Origin of the sequence: Algoriphagus faecimaris, assembly GCF_900101705.1 — a bacterium.
GTDB lineage: Bacteria > Bacteroidota > Bacteroidia > Cytophagales > Cyclobacteriaceae > Algoriphagus > Algoriphagus faecimaris.
On the sequence record NZ_FNAC01000043.1, the window covers coordinates 1 to 18363 of the forward strand.

An 18363-nucleotide genomic window follows, 5' to 3' on the forward strand; every position below is an offset into this window, starting at 1 on the left:
CATGGACAGCAGTTCACCTGCCTGGTAGTCCGATGACAAAAGCCATGAAATATACTGGTTGATTGTATTGCGGGATATACCCAGGGTCAAGGCAATCTTTCTGTTGCTCAGACCATCTCTGTGTAAACTGAAAATCTGTTTTATATCCATCGGATCAAGTACGTTAGCCATCTCGTTTTATCTTTAGAACGACATGGGGATTATTACTTGACCTTTCAAAGTGGCACAAAACGAACCGAAACAGTCCAATTCATCCGGCACAAAACGAACCGAAAATAGCTCGTCTATCCTGGCACAGTTTGAACCGAAACAGGTGGCGCAATTAGACCGAAACAGGTGGCGCAAATCAAACCCTTATATCCACTATGGAAGCGTAGCGGAATCTGAATGGAAAGAGGGTATTTCCTTTTGTCCCTAAATTGTGCGATGGTAAAAGGAGATTAAAAATCTCCTTTTTTGCTTTATTTATTTGTTCCAAAGACACTATGAAACTATACTACTACTTTCTTTTAGGCCTTATTTTTTTTGTTGGATGCGAAAATAAGGAAACTAAACGCGATACTATTTCTTTTACTGAGGAGGATTTGCCAGATGTTATTACGCTCAAAGGCTATAAATATGCTTTTCCACAGCTTTTAAACCCCAAAGGAATTCTCGTTTCCGACGGAAAGGCAATTATCTTTGAAAGAAAGAACGTGCATGATGATAAGCTTCATATCATTGATTTGGCAACGATGACTTATCTTCAAACCAAAGGAAAAGATGGGATGGGGCCGGGAGAGGTTGCTACAATTACACAGGTGGAGGCACTATCTGACCCTAATAGATTCAGGGCCTATGATCTAGAATTAAGGTTGTTTTCCACGTTCAATTTAGCAGATACCACCAGATTAGCAGAGTCACAGTTCAAGGCACCAGAAACTGCTTTTTACATAACAAATCCAGCCCTGACCTCTGACACTTCTCTTTTGGCCAATACAGTAGATGGCTGGACAAAATATCTTCAATTGACAATTTCTGGAGATACCTTGGCTATGTTTGGTGACTGGAGGGATATGATCAAAGGAAAAAAATTACCGAACGGTTATAAGGAGGAGGAGTTAGATGCAAATCTTGTGAGCAATGTTTTTCAAGGTCCACTTAAATCAAGTAAGAATAAGCGATTTGCGATCAAAGCAGGGGTCAAAGTTGATTATATTGATATAATAGACATAGAAGCCTTGTCCATCAAGACAATTTACGGGCCACTACCCGGAGTGCCGGAGTTTACAATAAGCTATTGGGGCGGTTATCAAATGCCGGACATGGGATCATCCAGTACTTCTCGGTATATTGATGTATTTCCCGGAAAGCAATCTTTTTTTACTTTGTTTTTAGGTAAAAATAGTAGAGAGATTAGTGATATGAACAATCCCAATAGGATTTTTGAGTTCGACTATGAGGGCAATCTTTTAAGTCATTTTCAGTTGGACTATCCTCTTCTAGGATTCTCAGTGGACGAAGAAAACAAGGTCATCTACGGAGTCACGGTGGATCGGGAACCTAATCTGGTCCGGTTTGAGTATTGATTTGAATGGTAAATCCATATTTGAACCGTCTGCAAAAAAAAACACCACTGATAGAAAAAAATGGCCATTTTTCCGTTCTCAGATTTGCGATTAAAAACTAAACTCAATAGGTTAGTTTCAGCTTCGGGGTCGAAGTCACTTTTGGCCAAAAGTTTTTAAACTAACAAAACCAATAAAAACATGAAGAAGGTATTGTTTGGAGTAGCCTTTTTAGGGGCTATGATGTGTACGATCTTTGTAAGCTACGGGCAGGCTAGTGTAGATCCTAGTGAGGGAGAGCCTTGTGAAGACTCAATAGACATCGATGGTGAAACCATAACGGTTACCGTTTGTGGTCGAAAGACGAACCTATGGGGACTGATTGATGGTATTGATTGTAATGCTGATGCTACTACTTCTTGCTCTTTCACGAATTGAAATTAAGACTGAATGCGGGTCAGATTGACCTGCATTTTTATTTTAAAAAAAGTATGATCAAACGATTTTATTACTTTTTAGCAATCTTTTCTCTGAATTTAATCTATTCATGCAACAAAAACTCTTCGGAAGAGGAGGCTTCTAATCCGATAAAAATTCAGTCTATTGCCCCTATTAAAAATCTATCCATAAAGTCTGCTCGGATAGTCAGATTTTCAGAAAATACATTTGCACCAGTTGGAAGTGTGCATAAAATCTTAGCTATCCGAAATCGGATTATTTTGGTTGATAAAACTATTGGAAATACTGTGATTATTTTTGATAATACAGGAAAGTATTTAAATCACATCTATAGAATTGGTGAAGGGCCGGGTGAATACAAGAATTTGGAAAACATCTATTATGATGAAAAGGAGAATGTATTAATCCTGATTCCAATGGATTATCGGAAAAAGTATTTTTTCGATCTTGACGGCAATTATATCAAAGAGGAGAAGTATGATGAGAATATTAGATATACGGACCTATTGCCGTCAGGTATTTCGGAAATTCTGATCAATAATGGTTCCCTGAATGCCGAGGATGGATTTAAAGTTTATAAAAATCAAGAATTGCTTGTATCGACCATACCTTTTGTTGATTATTTAGACAGGACTCCTTTGGATGGGAGGAATGTTATATCTAAAATTGATCGGGATAATTATAATTTTACTGTTGGGAATAGAGATACCATTTTTCGGTATAATGCTAATAGCCTCGAAATTTCAGTTGACTATATATTTGATTTTGAAGCTCCGATTTCGAAAATCGATTATGCCAACCATCCCAGTCCGCTAGAATATTTTGTTGAAAGCCAAATGTTTATTGGCATTTTTGATATTTTTCAAAATGAAAATTTCCTTTCGTTCACAACTTTTAAATATCCCAGAATCAAAGGTAGACTTTTGTCAAAGTCAACTAACAAGATTTATGATACTGAGGAATTTGTCCGGAACGAAATTGGTAGCCTAGGTTTTGATGGAGTTTTGGGTTTGGGACAAAGCGGAGAGTTTATTGCGGTACTGAAGGCTGACGAAGATGGGAATTGGGATTTTTCAAAGAATATGAGCCTGGAGGCCGCCGCCAATCAAATGGAGGACTTGGAGCCTGAGGAGTTTTTACTGCTTTTCTTTAAGATTGAGGAATTCAGCTAACCTATGCTGTTAAAAGTTATCAGTTTTGGTAATTATCTCAGTTGATTAATTTTCTTTTTTATCAAACTGTATGTGAAATGACGGATGCCGGCATCATTCATCATTTCGAAGTAATTGGGCTGTTCAATTTCGCCATTGGGAAGAAATCGAATATACATGTAATTCATTTTTTGGATAAATCCCATTGAAAGTAGGGTGTAGTTTTTTGCTTTCCATTTTCATTTTTGCTTATTTGCCCCCGACCCAATAGCCGCACTTTTTTCTCAAACCTAAGTAAAACTTCAATGAACAAACACCTCTACGAATCCGGCTTGATCGGAAATTGTGCCTATATCGCCCATATCGAAAAGGACACCAATATTTCTTGGCTTTGCATGCCCCGATTTGACTCTGACTTTGTCTTTGGGGGAATGCTCGACCGGGAAAAAGGAGGTAAATTCACCATTCTACCTGAAAATCCTGAATTTGAATCTTCGCAAGCTTATCTGGAAAACAGTAATATTCTGGAGACGACCATAAGCAGTGGGGGCGAAAGTTATAAAGTGACCGATTTTGCCCCTCGTTTTAAAAATTACGGCCGCTACTACAAGCCTTTGATGCTGATCCGAAAAGTGGAACCGCTTTCGGGTTCTCCGCGAATCCGTATCGAATGTCAACCCGTCACCGACCGGGGGCAAGTGCAACTCCGGCCTAGCATCGGTTCCAATCATATTCGCTATATGGGGATCGATCAGGAAGTGCGTCTGACGAGCAATGCACCCTTGAGCTATGTTTGTGAAGGAAAGGCTTTTGTGCTTCAGCGTCCGGTTTACCTGGTTTTTACTTATGGGAGACCATTGGAGGCACCGATCGAGACCACTTCTGAGCGCTTTTTGCAATCCACGGCCGAGTATTGGCAGTCTTGGGTGAAATCCACCAGTATTTCCGGTTTTCATCAGCGACTAGTCTTACGGTCGGCTCTGATTTTGAAAATTCACCAGTTCGAGGATACGGGAGCAATCATTGCCGCTTCGACCACTTCTTTGCCGGAGTCTCCGGGCTCAACCCGAAACTGGGATTACCGCTATTGCTGGATTCGGGACAGTTATTATACGCTGACCGCATTCAATTCCATCGGTCACTTCGAAGAACTGGAAAAATATTTTGAATACATTCAAAATCTACCTACTGGTCCGGATGGTCGCTATCAGCCGCTTTATTCGATTACGGGAGACTGGCTACTGACCGAGGAAATCTCCGAACTCTCCGGGTATTTGGGAAACAAGCCCGTTCGATTTGGCAACCAAGCCTATACCCATATCCAAAATGACCTTTACGGACAGGTTTTGGTTTCGCTGCTTCCGCTTTATTCCGATCAGCGATTTACGGCAAAGGAAAAAAGCTATTCCGAACCCATGATTATGAATCTGCTGGATAAAATCGAGGCAACCATGCATGAGAAAGATGCGGGATTGTGGGAGTTTAGAAACCTGGCGCAGGAGCATTGCTATACCTTTTTGTTTCATTGGGCGGGAGCCTGCGCTGCTGCTAAGATCGGAATTCGATTAAGCAATGAGGAAATGTATCAAAAGGCTATTTTCCTCCGAGATGAGGCGGTGAAGAAAATCGAAGCCTGCTACCTCCCCGAGCGTAAGGCTTATGGACAGGCAATCGGGTCCAAGCACATGGATGCTTCTACGCTGCAATTGATCACTATGGGCTATTTTGGAGACGACTTGGAGCGAGCCAATGCCCACTTGAAAGCCTTGGAAGAGGACTTGCTGGCCAAAGATTTCCTTTTTTATCGTTACAAGCACATGGATGATTTTGGGGTTCCCGAGACGACCTTTTTGATTTGTGCCTTTTGGTATATTGAGGCTTTGGCCTGTGTCAATCGACTGGAAGAGGCAATCGAGGGTTTTGAAACCTTGGTCAAGTATTGCAATCATCTCAAGTTGTTTTCGGAGGATGTGGATCAGTCGACAGGTAGTCAGTGGGGCAATTTTCCCCAGGCCTATTCGCATGTGGGATTGATGAATGCGGCTTTCCGAATTGGGAAAAAGCTGGATCGACCTAATTTCCTTTAGGGATAAAGCCACGAATTCACAAATTGAAATCAAAAGTCTGCCGTCGTCTGTGTCTTCACCGACGACTCTGAATTGATTTTTCGGCATGACACCAACCGAGGCCACTCCATGTCAGCCTAGGAGGAGGAAATTGAAATACTGTAGAAAAACAATTGAAATAAGCCCTCCTTCGTCGGGCGAAATATTTTGTAACGCGTGTTTTATATGAATTTTGGGCCATCGTCTGTGTCCTCACAGACGATATTACTATGATTTTGGGCTGTGAAGAAACAGCCCGAGGCTAGAGAATATAATCGCCGTCCTCTGTGTTTGCACAGATGACTTTACCATGTCTTTGGGCCGTAGAAGACACAGCCTGAGGCGGGAATGAATTTCCATTGTATTTCACCGAGCGAAGCGAGGTATATTTCGCAAAGCGTATTTAAACCCTATTTCTCCAAAGTTCTGCTTTCTGCCTACTGCGACTGCCTACCATTACGTTTGCCGTGGTCTGTGTTGAATTGATTTTTCGGTATGTGGGGACAGAGACCGAGGCGAGGAACGGAAAAAAAAGCCACTAATTCACGAATTAAGTTTAAAGAATTGGGGAATGTCTATATCCGTTTAGACGACTATTTCCTGGATTTTCGGTCTGTGGAGACATAGATAGATGCATGCCTATCTCAGCTGAGGAAGAAAGAAATTGAAATACGATAGAAATAAGCCCTCCTTTGTCGGGTGAAATAATTTGACCATGGTGGATTTTATCCTTATGCCGTCGTCTGTGTCTCCACAGACGACTCTGAATTGATTTTTCGGTCTGTGGAGACACAGACCGAGGTGAAACTTCCTTTATTTCACCGAACAAAGTGAGGTGTATTTCGCGATGCGTGTTTCAATCGTATTTCCAATAACTATGCACTTCACTGTCTGCCATCTTGTCACTTTTTCTCAATTGGAACAGGCATTGATAATTCCCATTAGTCAATAATTGTATTCACTAAAACGATTTATACCATGCAGGAAAAAGGTACCATCTCGATTCATACCGAGAATATTTTCCCCATTATCAAAAAATTCCTCTACTCAGATCATGAGATTTTTCTTCGCGAATTGGTTTCCAATGCCGTCGATGCTACGCAGAAAATCAAGCGTCTGGCGACATTGGGTCAGTACAAAGGCGAATTGGGTGATATCAACGTAGAGGTTTCCTTCGACGAGAAAAAGAAGACCATCACTATCGCTGACAAAGGTCTGGGGATGACCGCCGAGGAGATCAAAAAGTACATCAATCAGATCGCTTTCTCCGGTGCGACTGAGTTTGTGGAGAAGTTCAAAGACGCCAAGGATGCCAATGAGATCATCGGTAAGTTTGGTTTGGGATTCTATTCTGCCTTTATGGTAGCCAAAAATGTAGAAATCCATACGCTTTCCTATCAGGATGGGGCCGAACCTGCCATTTGGACCTGTGATGGTTCCACCGAATTTGAGATCAAAAAAGGCAAGCGAAAAACCCGGGGTACAGATATCATTCTCCACATCAACGAGGACTCAGAAGAGTTTCTCGACAAGTGGAAGCTGCAGGGCATTTTGGACAAATACTGCAAATTCCTGCCTGTTCCGATCAAGTTTGGCACCAAGAGCGAATCGGTAGAAGATGGGGTCGATGACAAAGGTGAGAAGAAGTGGAAATCTGTCGAAGTGGACAATATCATCAATACCACTTCCCCGATTTGGACCAAGTCACCTAGTGATTTGAAGGATGAGGATTACTTGAATTTTTATAAGGAACTCTATCCCATGAGCGAGGATCCGCTTTTTTGGATTCACCTGAATGTGGACTATCCATTCAACTTGACCGGAGTATTGTACTTCCCAAAAGTGAAGAATGAGTTTGAACTGCAGCGGAATAAAATCAAGCTTTTCAGCCGTCAGGTATTTATCACCGATGAGGTGAAGGACATTGTGCCCGAGTTTCTGATGCTGCTTCACGGGGTAATTGATTCTCCGGATATTCCATTGAACGTATCCCGAAGCTTTTTGCAGGCGGATGGAAATGTGAAAAAGATCAACAACTACATCACGAAAAAGGTAGCGGACAAGCTTTCTGAATTGTACAAAAAAGACCGCAAAGCCTACGAGGCCAAGTGGAATGACATCGGCCTTTTTGTGAAGTACGGGATGATCTCCGAGGATAAGTTCTACGAGAAAGGCAAGGAATTTACTCTGCTAAAAAATACCAAGGACGAATACTTTACCCTCGATGAATATACCGAGAAAGTCAAAGCCATTCAGACCAATAAAGACGATCAGACGATCTTCTTGTATGCGACGGATGTAGATAAGCAGGATAGTTTTATCGCTTCGGCCAATAAAAAGGATTACGATGTGTTAGTTTTGGATTCGCCGATTGACAGTCACTTTATTCAGCATATCGAAACCAAGCTTGACAAAACCCAACTCAAGCGGGTCGATGCCGATGTGGTGGAAAAACTGATACAGAAAGAAGATTCCTATGCCAACTTGCTTACCGAAGATCAAAGCAAGCAGGTAAAAGAACTCTTCGAAAAAGCGATCGATAACAAGTCCTACTCGGTAGAGATTGAAGGTCTCAGCCCGGAGGAGATGCCTGTGACGATCACCATGGAAGAGTGGATGCGCCGCATGAAAGACATGGCCCAAACGGGCGGTGGAGGCCCGATGAGCTTTTACGGACAGATGCCGGACAGTTACAAAGTGGCGATCAACGGAAACCATCCCGTAGTGGACAAGATTCTGAAAGCAGAGGGAGAAGAAGCCCAATTGCAGTTGGCCAAGCAGGCTTTTGATCTGGCTAAGCTTTCTCAAGGCTTGCTGACTGGAAAAGATCTGACTGCCTTTGTGAAAAGAAGTGTAGAGTTGATTTAATGTTAGGGACCTTTGGGGTTTTCAAGAACCCCGAAGGTCTTTTTAGATTTCAAACCTTCGAGCCCCGATAACTTTCGGGGCTCAAAGGTTTACTCTACCCCGTCAAATCGCTGAGATTTTTTATTTTCCCATACCTACTCGTTAACCAGTTGTTCATCACTAAATTTATCTTGTTTATTAACAAATTGTATTTCAGTGAGTTAGAAATATAATCATTTTAAGAACTAAAATTTTTATGACTGACAATCAACTCCTTATGGTATACAATTGTAAATTTATTAGTCAATTGTTTGACTTTCTGAATGGGGGGTATGTTTATGTCAAGTTTTCGGCGCTGAGAGCTTTTTTAATATGTATATCCGCTTTCTTACCAGTAGTAAAACTGAACAGCTAAAATTCTGCGAAAATGTTCGATTTATGCAGGCATCGGTCATCGGACACCTGACATCCGTCGTTTTAGTAAGAAAATTAGGCTACTGGTGTTATTACGGATAATCATGTTTTTTAATCAATCGTTTAATTTTAAATCTTTGAAAAAATGAAAAGACTTAAAAATTATGTGTGTTTTATGGTAGGTTTCTTTTGCTTGTGTAGTTTACAAAAGGAACTTATAGCACAGGAGAAGATTTACGAAGCTTGTCCTAATATGGAGCTTTCCTATTCTATTATAGACGAGGAAACTAAAATGTGTGGAAATAGTGGAATGGGCGGAAGTGGGTCACAGGTCACCTTCTTAGTTTGTAACCCTGATCCAGTTCAATGTTGTCCAGGGCTAGATTTTGAACCAGAACCATCTTGTTTTGGATAGATTTATATTATTATGTTAAAATTAGGAAATCTAGTTTATATTTTTATTTTTTTACTTTCCTATTCCTGTAATCAGAAAGCGGTAAAAATAGAATATTTACAAAATGAAAGTGAGGAATTGAATATTTCCTCACTTTTTTCTTCGATACAAACCATTGTTTTAGAGACTAGGGATGATGCGCTGATAGGTGAAATTTCACTGGTTCGCTATGGAGAAAACAGGATTTTTATTTTGGATAAAAGGCGTGCACTTTCAGTTTTTGTTTTTGATGGAGAGGGAAATTTTATAAAGAAAATTGAAGGAGGATGGACTGGTCCTGGATACCTCAATTTTCCTGATCATCTGGTAGTTTTGAAAGATGAGTTGATGATTTACGATCCTAGACAAAATAAGGTCATGGTATTTTCATTGGAGGGCTCATTCAAGCATGAATCTTCGTTAAAGGACACTGGAATTTATGCTTTGGATATGATTGCCAATAAGGGGGAAGCGGTATTCTTTGATTTTTACTCTGAACCCAATTCACTTTTTAGACTTGTAGATGTCAACGGCGAGGAAGCTGTAAATCAGCTCAATGAATTTGAGGAAGTAAAGGTGGTTTCTGGTCGGAGATTGCCTTATGTATCCTTGACAAAAGATAATAAAATAAGGGTACAGCTTCCAGGCTCCTTTTGTTATTATGAGTATGATAAAGCAGGTTTAAGTAATTATGAATGTTTAGATTTTGGGGAAGAAAATAATTTTCAAGGTCAGTCTGAGGTGATTTTCAAGGATTACTATGAGGAGCTTGTGCAAAAAGAGTTGTCTATGCTTAGGGGGGAGTTTGTAGACTTGACAGGCCATTCACTTTTTTCAATTCAGCAAGGAGCGGCTGTTATTTTTTCCATTTATGATAAGGAAGAGAACAAAGCCTATCCGATTCGGCTAAAAAATGATCTTGGAGGGATTTGTCCGGATATAGAATCCCTACCGGCTTATAATGTGCATCCTGGAGAATTAACACTAGGGTTTTTTCCGGGGGATTTGAAGTTGATTTATGCTCAATCTGATAAGCAGCAGGAGCTGCTTGATTTTTTTAAAACAAAAGCAATAGAAGACAGTGATAATCCAATTCTATTTAGATTAATTGAATGACTTTTTTGCTTTTTGGTTAGAGATGAATATCGAAAGTCCCTGCAGGAATTCCAACCTTCGAGCCCCGATAACTTTCGGGGCTCAAAGGTTTACTCTATCCCGTCAAATCGCTGAGATTTTTTATTTTCCCATACCTACTCGTTAACCAGTTGTTCATCACTAAATTTATCTTTTTTATTAACAAATTGTATTTCAGCAAGTTATAAATATAATTATTTTAAGAACTAAAAATTTTATGACTGATAATCAACTCCTTATGGTATACAATTGCAAATTTATTAGTCAATTGCTTGACTTTCTGAATGGGGGGGGTATGTTTAGTTCAAGTTTTCGGCGCTGAGAGCTTTTTAATCAAATTATAACCTTATGTTTAAGAAAATTAAAATTATTTGTTTTGCTTTAATAGGATTCTTTGTCTTTGCTTTTTCAAGCAGCCTAAAAGCAAATGACTATCCGTCAAATACCGGCTATTGGGTGCAAAGTGGAAACAACACCTATTATTGTGAATGGTCATTCTTCGAATGGGTATGTCAGTCAGGTTCAACTTCTGACGGTCCTCCTGAAGAATCTCTTCCAGAGGGAGGTAATAAAAATATATGCATCCTATCCAAATAAAATGGGTGGGGTGCATTTTTAAGAAAATCAACAATCTTTAATTTTCAACAGTATGGCTCGAAAAAGTAAATATACTTTTCAAATCCTTTTTCTATTGGTTTTTTGGGCGTGTTCAGAAGAATCAAATCTTTCCAATAGGGATCCCTATACCATAGTATCGAATAAGATGCAAAAGGGACCAAAAATCATCTTAACTCGCTCAGCAATTGCCCCAATTGTAGATGATAGCCTAAATCATCGATTTAATCGACTTAGCCTGGATTATCTTTGGCAAGACTCTCTTTTATTTTATGCCAATCAGAATAAAATCCATCAGGTAAATATTCAATCTGGTGAACATGAGGTAATCGAAATCCCAGATTATGAGGTTAGGAATACAATAATTTCTACCCTTCCCATCAGCAAGGACTCGATTCTAACACTTCAGCTGATGCCGCCTATTTTGATGATTAACGATTCCAGGGGGAATGTTTTTTATAAGAAAACGCTTCCTTTTTTTGATTTTGATGTAGATAATCTTTGGTGGAAAACCATGAATATGGCCCTAGATGCTGGAAGCTTTAACTATAACCTTCAACCACTACGTCCACTTTATTTTGATCGATCCAAAAAGCAAGTTTTTATTCCCTTTCTTCCTGTGGATTATATTCTTTTAGATCAGGTAGAAAACTCTGAGACGATTGGGGTGTTTGATTTGGAAAATCAAGATTGGGACTATGGCCTAGGTGCCGCCCAGGGGTTGATCAAATATCGGGGAGATCAAAATTACACTAAGATATTTGACCAGAATTATTTTTTAGTTCAAGGTGACACCACCTTTTTGAGCTATCCGATTAGTCATCATGTGTTTTTGTTAAATTCTAAAACGGGAGAACTCATTGATGAAGTCATTGCCTCCCCCCAAGATCCTGATCCGATTCCTGCACCGATACGAAAGGATGTCTTAACGTCAAGCGATTTTGTAAAGATGGAGGAGTGGAGAGCGGGCTCCCCTTTCTATGGGGATTTGGCATTTCATGAGGATTTGGGAATGTATTCTCGGGTTTATTTTCACAAGAAGAGTCAAATTGATGGGTTTAAAGGAGCATATTGGGAAAACAGGGAAACTACTTTACTGATTTTTGACAAGAATCTTAAGTTGATTCAAGAAATTGAACTTGATCCAGAAATTTTTCAGCTTTGGCGATATCTTCCCACCTCGGATGGGTTTTTGGTTTCGGAGATGAATCTTCAAAAAGAACTCGAAAACTCAGATGAAATTCGGCTCGGGTACACGGCAAAGTATCGCTTGGAGGTAGAGTAAAGTGGAATTCAAGGATCAGAAAATTCAATTCTAGACGACCTTTTTCAATTGCAGTGTGGAGTTGATTTAATGGTTTGAATTTACCCTCCGAGGGTTTTCAATCCCTCGGAGGGTTTGATTTTTTCGAACACAGAATTCTGATTTTTGAAGTCTTCAAGATCATGAAGGTCTTTCTTTGAAATTAGGACTTAAAATAGAGACCTCATCGAAGGTCTTTTTCGATTTTCTTGGGATTCAAACCTTCAAGCCCCGATAATTTTCGGGGCTCAAAGATTACTCAATCCCGTCAAATCGCCGAGATTTTTTAATTTCCCATTCCTACTTGTTAGCCTGATGTTCATCACTCAATTTATCTTGTTTATTAACAAATTGTATTTCAGTGAGTTAGAAATGTAATTATTTTAAGAACTAAAATTTTTATGACTGATAATCAACTCCTTATGGTATAGAATTACAAATTTATTAGTCAATTGCTTGACTTTCTGAATGGATGGAGGTATGTTTAGTTCGAGTTTTCGGCGCTGAGAGCTTTTTTAATCAATCGTTTAATTTTAAATCTTTGAAAAAATGAAAAATTTCATCAAAAGTATTTGCATCGGGTTGCTTTTCCTACCTATGATCATGTCTCAAAAGTCAATGGCAGAACCTACTGTTATTTGTTGTGTTGAAAATCCTTGGCGAAAATGTGCTGTTGTCGTTTATCTCGACTCAGATGGTAATCAGGTTAATTTTAATGTAGCAAATGGAACTGAAGTTCGCTGTCCATCTTACCTATAAGTTGATCTTTTATTTAGCTTGTTTTCTTTTCAGATCATGAAATCGAGCCTTTCTGAATCAGACAAGCATGATGTAACCATCACACTCTGTTTTTTCCCGATCTATCAGGGCAAACATGCGAGATTCTCCCGATTCTCGGGACAGGTAGTGACCATTGAAAAATAATTATAGACAAATGAAAAATAGTCTTCTTTTCTCTTTTGTAGTTTTAATTTCACTATTTGTTTCTTGCAGTGAAAAAGTCGAATTAACGGATCCTTTGGAGGAGTTTGACCGGTCAAGGAAACTGAACGCTACACCATTATCCTCCGCCGATTCACTGTTCCGAGCCTGGAACATGTACTTGGTGGAGGATAAGTTATTGATTAATGACGATGGCTTAGATTATATCTATCGATTGATCGATCCTGTCGAAGATAGATACTTGGGGAAGTTTGGCCGTTCAGGTCAAGGTCCCTGCGAACTAAGTGCATCTGTATTTTTGAACAGATACGGAAGTGATGGGGAGAATATGGGAATATTTGATGCATCCCAAATTCGATTTCAAAGCTTTGCGGTCTCTTCTCTTGAAGATTCAACCGAAACAGCTTTGTGTGAACCTTATTTGTTTCCAATTGATGGTCTCGTCACGCAATATGTGAAACTTGATTCAATCCGTTTTTTAGCTTTCTCCCTAGACGGCAGCCAACCTTACAACTTATATCGAGAAGCTGAAAATGTTCAGTCTTTGGGTACATATCCTTATCAAGCTAAATTTCAGACTGTCCCGGCTATGAATTTAGCATTAGCTTATCAGTTTGATTTTTTTAAGAACCCAAAAAATTCCAAAACTTTAAGCACTTCTTCATACTCTTTTAATATGGATGTACTGCAACTGAATAGGAATGGGGACTTAGAACTATCAGCATCGCGGCATTATTGGCCTACGCTATTTGATCCATCGGAAAATTCATCAAGGGTTTCTTCGACCATTCTGCCCGATGCAGTTTTTGGAAATATTAGTACTTCCGTTTCAGCTAATCAAATTTACGTTCTTTATAGAGATAAGCCTTGGGAAAATGATGTTTTCCAAACGAGTAATCGAATTCTTGTTTATGACTGGGATTTGAATCCCATTGAAATTCTGGAATTAGATCAAGAGGTCAGCCGTATTGCCGTACATGAGGATGATAACTATTTGGTGGGGTATGTGGATGATGGCAAGGCAAATTTGTTTCGTTTTGATTTGAAATAAAATTTTTATAACTGATAATCAACTCCTTATGGTATACAATTGTAAATTTATTAGTCAATTGCTTGACTTTCTGAATGGGGGGGGGGTAAGTTTAGTTCAAGTTTTCGGCGCTGAGGGCTTTTTAATCAATCGTTTAACCTTAATTTTCAAAGATTATGAAAAAATTAATTTTGTGCGGAATATTTTCTGCTTTGATTTCTCTAGGTTCCATGAGTGGATTGTCCGCTCAGGCATCTGTTGAACCAGGAGGTGTTACTTGCCCTTCTTATGGTCAAGTTGGAGGGAATTGTCACATTACTATTCAGCGATATAAGCAAACGCAATATGGTGTTGGATTATGTGATTATTGCGAGTGGACAGGTTATCAGGTGGACTATTGTGATCCATTGTCTCATGGTGGGTGTATGAGTGTATAAAATTTTATTTGGTACAGGGCTATATGAATAGTTAGCCCTGTACTTTCTTCAATAAATTGAAATATGAAATATTTAAATTTTGGTTTAATTCTAGTATTTGCACTATGTGTTAGCTCCTGTAGTACTGATAGTGAAGTGTCGGACTCATCAATATATATTAATTTAGAAAATGTTGAAAAAACAAATTGGGAAGATATTTTTGATGACATAGAGGTGATCCCTCTGGAATTTACTTCAGAGTCTATGTTGGTTAATATTCATAAGATATTGATGCTGGATGGAGATTATATTTTGTTTGATAAGGATCAATCCGTTGTTTATAAGTTTGATTCAAAAGGAAAGTATTTATCAAAATTAGATAAGTTAGGCAGTGCACCTGGAGAATATCAAAGTCTCTACGACATGCTTATCAATCCTTATACAAATAATATTGAACTTTTATCTCCAACGGGCTCAATTTATACCTATAACAAGGATTTTGAATGGATCGAGACTATTGATATAGAGGGTGTGAGAAGTGTTCATAAATTTGAATATTATGCAGAGGATATTATTGCCTTATTCAGTAATGATAACAGGCTTGAATCCAATTTCCTTTTGTACTCCACGAAGGAGAATAGATTAATTAAAAAGATTAAGTTTGAGCCTTCAGTTTTTGAAATTAACCAAATTATGATGCTTGGTAATCCATTAATTCATACAGGTGAGGATTTACTTTATTGTATTCCATTTTCAAATAAAGTCAATACAATGGATATTAATGGTGTTAAGTCAAAGTATATCTGGGATTTTGGAAAGTATAATTTTGATGCAAAGGATTTAAACTCGAATAGTTCAAGAGATGAGGTTCTAGAAGTTATGAGCTATAATGCCAAAAATAATTTCTCCACTTTCTATAATTATACCGAAAATGCTAAGCTTGTTTTTGCTCAGTTTATTTTCAAAAATAAATTTTGCTCTATGGTTTTTGCAAAAGAGTCAGGAGAGTATAGGGTCATTAATGATTTTATGCCAACTGAAACAATATCATTGGTTGAAAACAGCTTAGTCTCTTATACTCATATAGACCAACTAAATAAAATTCTGGAAAGTAACCCAAAAGGGAGCTATGGTGATTTAAGTTTACTGAGGAGTGAGTTTGAGAATAATCCATTTCTTTTGGTATATAGGTTTAAGAGTATATACTAGTTTCCGTCTATCATCAGTAATTATTCGGCTGTGATTTCACCCCTGATTTATTGTATTATTTACAAAAGCCTAGTACGGTACTAGGCTATTCCAAGAATTGGGTTATTTTTGTCTATGCTTTCCAAAAAGACCAAATATGCCCTTCATGCCCTCACTTATCTCGGCAAGCATCGGGATGAAAAAACCGTTCTGATTCATGATATCGCCGAGGAGCATGGGATTTCCCATAAGTTTTTGGAGAATATTCTGCTCGAGCTCAAGAAGGCCGGTATCCTCGGTAGTAAAAAAGGAAAAGGCGGGGGCTACTATTTGATCAAGGAACCTAAGGATATCCCGCTTTCCAAAGTCATCCGTCTCCTTGATGGACCCATTGCTTTGCTCCCCTGTGTCAGCCTCAATTATTACGAACCCTGCTCTGAATGTAAGGATGAAGCCACTTGCGGCATCAATAAGGTGATGATTCAGGTTCGTGATGAGACGCTTAAAATACTGGAAAACAAGACCTTAGAAGATATTTTAAAAACTTAACAAAATTTTTTCCCCATAAAGTCTATAAAAAAGATAGGGTTTATATACTTTTGCTTTCACAATTCGTGAAAACGCATGATTCTAGACCAACCACTCAAGAAGGTATTCGAAACCAAGCCCGGGAAAGACAGCAATCTGAAAAGCTTGCTGAAGTCCATTTCCTGGCGAATCGTCGGAACCTTGGACACTATCATTATTTCATTCATCATCACCGGTCAATTGACTATGGCCTTGTCTATCGGTTCAGTAGAGGTAGTTTCCAAGATTCTACTTTACTACCTCCATGAGCGGGTCTGGGAGTCCGCCACCAAAACCAAAACAGCAGATGCAGAAAAAGAATATGCAAGATCTTGAGCAGCGATTGGAGCAGTTGACTGCGGGAGACGGCTTGGCGCTGATTGCAGACCTTTTTCCGGGGAAAGCGGTTTTTTCTACCTCCCTCGGACAAGAGGATCAGGTGATCACGCAATTGATCGCTTCTCAGAATCTCCCGATTCAGATCTTTTCTCTGGATACGGGCAGGTTGTTTCCGGAAACCTTGGAGCTCTTGGCCCGAACTGAAAGCAAATACAAAACCCGTATCAAAGTCTATTATCCCGAGCGGGAGTCTGTCGAAAGTTTGGTGACAGATATCGGAATCAATGGCTTTTATGAGTCAGTCGAAAACCGTAAATCCTGCTGCTATGTACGCAAAGTGGAGCCCTTGAAAAGAGCGCTAGCTGGCAATGAGGTCTGGGTAACAGGTCTTCGTGCCGAGCAAAGTGCCAATCGAAACTCGATGAAACGCATCGAATGGGATGAGGCTAATCAGATTTTAAAATATAACCCACTAATGGATTGGTCTTTTGACCAGATGACAGCCTACATCGAAGAGCATAAGGTCCCTTATAATCCCCTTCATGATAAAGGATTTATCAGCATTGGTTGCGCTCCTTGCACTCGAGCAATTCTCCCCGGAGAAGATGCTCGCGCCGGAAGATGGTGGTGGGAAGAATCCAAAAAAGAGTGTGGGTTGCATGCCAAATAAGACTTTAGACGCAAGACAATAGATGCAGGAAATTCGTGTTGACGTCACTGCGAGGAGGAACGACGAAGCAGTCTCCCAATTAGGGAAATAATGGCTGAGATTGCTTCGGGGCCGCCAGAAAATTAATAAATGTATTAAGTATCAGTTTGGCCCCTCGCAATGACGGCCAAACTCTTAAATAAAAATCGTAAATTCTATGTCAAACCTATTTATACCTAATCCCAAAGAAGCAGAATCTATCCACATTATCCGTGAAGTTGCGGCGCAGTTTGAGCGTCCGGTTCTGCTTTTTTCTGGGGGTAAAGATTCCATCACCTTGGTGAGATTGGCACAAAAAGCCTTTTTTCCCGCTAAAATCCCTTTTCCACTTTTGCATGTGGATACTGGGCATAATTTTCCGGAGACCATCGAGTTCCGGGATCAACTTGTCAAGGAACTGGGCTTGGAGTTGATCGTTCGAAAGGTGCAGGATTCCATCGATCAGGGTAAAGTTCGCGAAGAAAAAGGGCGCTATGCCAGCCGAAATACTCTTCAGACTACTACACTGCTTGATGCGATCGAGGAGTTCAAATTTGACGTCTGTATCGGAGGGGCTAGACGCGATGAAGAAAAAGCCCGGGCCAAAGAGCGGGTATTTTCCGTGAGGGATGATTTTGGCCAATGGGACGAAAAAAATCAGCGACCCGAGCTCTTTGACATGCTCAACGGTAAAATCCAGGTGGGACAAAATGTGCGCGTGTTTCCGATATCTAATTGGACCGAGTTGGACGTTTGGGAATATATCCGCACCGAAAACATTGCGATTCCAAGCATCTACTTTGCCCATAAGCGGGAGGTGTTTTTCCGTGATGGGTTGATCTGGACGGCTAATGAACATGTGTACCGAGAGCCGCATGAGGAAGTCACCGAAAAGTGGGTTCGATTCAGAACGGTCGGAGATATGACTTGTACCGCTGCGGTGCTTTCAGAGGCGGTGAGTTTGGATGATGTGGTCAATGAAATTCGCCAATCGACCCTTTCTGAGCGAGGTGCGCGGATTGATGACAAGCGCTCCGAGGCTGCCATGGAGACCAGGAAGAAAGTGGGATATTTTTGATTTGGAGCGTCATTGCGAGAAGGAGGAACAGCCTGCCCCGTACGAATGTCGGGGACGACGAAGCAATCTTTAAATTAAAATAGAAACACAATTGAAATATAATGGAA

The 18363-nt window shown here is 39.8% G+C and carries 19 protein-coding genes; 17 read left to right on the top strand and 2 right to left on the bottom strand.

Translation table 11 applies throughout. The annotated features are described in order from the left end of the window. The coding region (locus BLQ57_RS20965; RefSeq protein WP_139162787.1) for a helix-turn-helix domain-containing protein at positions 1 to 171 on the bottom strand (171 nt) is incomplete at its 3' end. A 314-nt stretch (positions 172 to 485) separates the two neighbouring features. Between BLQ57_RS20965 and BLQ57_RS17465 the strand changes: the two genes are divergently transcribed. The 3 genes from BLQ57_RS17465 to BLQ57_RS17475 all read left to right on the top strand — a co-directional run bounded on the left by BLQ57_RS17465 (position 486) and on the right by BLQ57_RS17475 (position 3178). After that, positions 486 to 1568 (top strand): BF3164 family lipoprotein, encoded by a 1083-nt coding sequence (locus tag BLQ57_RS17465; protein WP_087940917.1) that lies wholly within the window; start codon positions 486 to 488, stop codon positions 1566 to 1568. A gap of 180 nt (positions 1569 to 1748) precedes the next feature. Continuing rightward, positions 1749 to 1985, top strand: a complete 237-nt coding sequence (locus BLQ57_RS17470) for a hypothetical protein (protein ID WP_087940916.1) — start codon at positions 1749 to 1751, stop codon at positions 1983 to 1985. Between the two features lie 53 nt (positions 1986 to 2038). Beyond that, positions 2039 to 3178, top strand: a complete 1140-nt coding sequence (locus BLQ57_RS17475) for a 6-bladed beta-propeller (protein WP_139162788.1) — start codon at positions 2039 to 2041, stop codon at positions 3176 to 3178. A gap of 32 nt (positions 3179 to 3210) precedes the next feature. Here the strand turns inward: BLQ57_RS17475 and BLQ57_RS21245 are convergent, their stop codons facing one another. After that, complete coding sequence (locus tag BLQ57_RS21245) at positions 3211 to 3363, bottom strand: hypothetical protein (protein WP_169712791.1); 153 nt, start codon at positions 3361 to 3363, stop codon at positions 3211 to 3213. A 99-nt stretch (positions 3364 to 3462) separates the two neighbouring features. Between BLQ57_RS21245 and BLQ57_RS17480 the strand changes: the two genes are divergently transcribed. From BLQ57_RS17480 to cysD, 14 genes are all read left to right on the top strand, one after another. Continuing rightward, positions 3463 to 5244: a glycoside hydrolase family 15 protein gene (locus BLQ57_RS17480; protein ID WP_087940914.1), complete on the top strand. Its 1782-nt coding sequence runs from the start codon at positions 3463 to 3465 to the stop codon at positions 5242 to 5244. A 996-nt stretch (positions 5245 to 6240) separates the two neighbouring features. Continuing rightward, on the top strand, positions 6241 to 8130 hold the full coding sequence (htpG, locus tag BLQ57_RS17485; protein ID WP_087940913.1) for a molecular chaperone HtpG: 1890 nt from the start codon (positions 6241 to 6243) through the stop codon (positions 8128 to 8130). A 538-nt stretch (positions 8131 to 8668) separates the two neighbouring features. Further along, positions 8669 to 8938, top strand: a complete 270-nt coding sequence (locus BLQ57_RS17490; protein WP_087940912.1) for a hypothetical protein — start codon at positions 8669 to 8671, stop codon at positions 8936 to 8938. Between the two features lie 12 nt (positions 8939 to 8950). After that, positions 8951 to 10072, top strand: a complete 1122-nt coding sequence (locus BLQ57_RS17495) for a 6-bladed beta-propeller (protein ID WP_087940911.1) — start codon at positions 8951 to 8953, stop codon at positions 10070 to 10072. Between the two features lie 366 nt (positions 10073 to 10438). Then, positions 10439 to 10687: a hypothetical protein gene (locus BLQ57_RS17500; RefSeq protein ID WP_139162789.1), complete on the top strand. Its 249-nt coding sequence runs from the start codon at positions 10439 to 10441 to the stop codon at positions 10685 to 10687. A 52-nt stretch (positions 10688 to 10739) separates the two neighbouring features. Beyond that, positions 10740 to 11990, top strand: a complete 1251-nt coding sequence (locus BLQ57_RS17505) for a hypothetical protein (protein ID WP_087940909.1) — start codon at positions 10740 to 10742, stop codon at positions 11988 to 11990. A gap of 813 nt (positions 11991 to 12803) precedes the next feature. Continuing rightward, on the top strand, positions 12804 to 12932 hold the full coding sequence (locus BLQ57_RS21595) for a hypothetical protein (RefSeq protein ID WP_262481087.1): 129 nt from the start codon (positions 12804 to 12806) through the stop codon (positions 12930 to 12932). 10 nt (positions 12933 to 12942) lie between these two features. After that, on the top strand, positions 12943 to 14001 hold the full coding sequence (locus BLQ57_RS17515; protein WP_092824157.1) for a BF3164 family lipoprotein: 1059 nt from the start codon (positions 12943 to 12945) through the stop codon (positions 13999 to 14001). A gap of 155 nt (positions 14002 to 14156) precedes the next feature. Continuing rightward, complete coding sequence (locus BLQ57_RS20970; RefSeq protein ID WP_139162790.1) at positions 14157 to 14417, top strand: hypothetical protein; 261 nt, start codon at positions 14157 to 14159, stop codon at positions 14415 to 14417. 63 nt (positions 14418 to 14480) lie between these two features. Further along, on the top strand, positions 14481 to 15605 hold the full coding sequence (locus BLQ57_RS17525) for a 6-bladed beta-propeller (protein ID WP_087940905.1): 1125 nt from the start codon (positions 14481 to 14483) through the stop codon (positions 15603 to 15605). Positions 15606 to 15719: 114 nt separating this feature from the next. Further along, positions 15720 to 16133 (top strand): RrF2 family transcriptional regulator, encoded by a 414-nt coding sequence (locus tag BLQ57_RS17530; protein ID WP_087940904.1) that lies wholly within the window; start codon positions 15720 to 15722, stop codon positions 16131 to 16133. A gap of 75 nt (positions 16134 to 16208) precedes the next feature. Next, positions 16209 to 16487 (top strand): DUF2061 domain-containing protein, encoded by a 279-nt coding sequence (locus tag BLQ57_RS17535; RefSeq protein ID WP_087940903.1) that lies wholly within the window; start codon positions 16209 to 16211, stop codon positions 16485 to 16487. Further along, the gene (locus tag BLQ57_RS17540; RefSeq protein WP_087940902.1) at positions 16459 to 17160 is read left to right on the top strand and encodes a phosphoadenylyl-sulfate reductase; all 702 of its coding nucleotides are present in this window, start codon (positions 16459 to 16461) and stop codon (positions 17158 to 17160) included. Before BLQ57_RS17535 ends, BLQ57_RS17540 begins: the two co-directional genes overlap by 29 nt. Before the next feature lie 196 nt (positions 17161 to 17356). Next, a complete protein-coding gene (gene cysD / locus BLQ57_RS17545; RefSeq protein ID WP_087940901.1) occupies positions 17357 to 18256 on the top strand; it encodes a sulfate adenylyltransferase subunit CysD in 900 nt (299 codons plus the stop codon). The last annotated feature ends 107 nt before the right edge of the window (positions 18257 to 18363 follow it).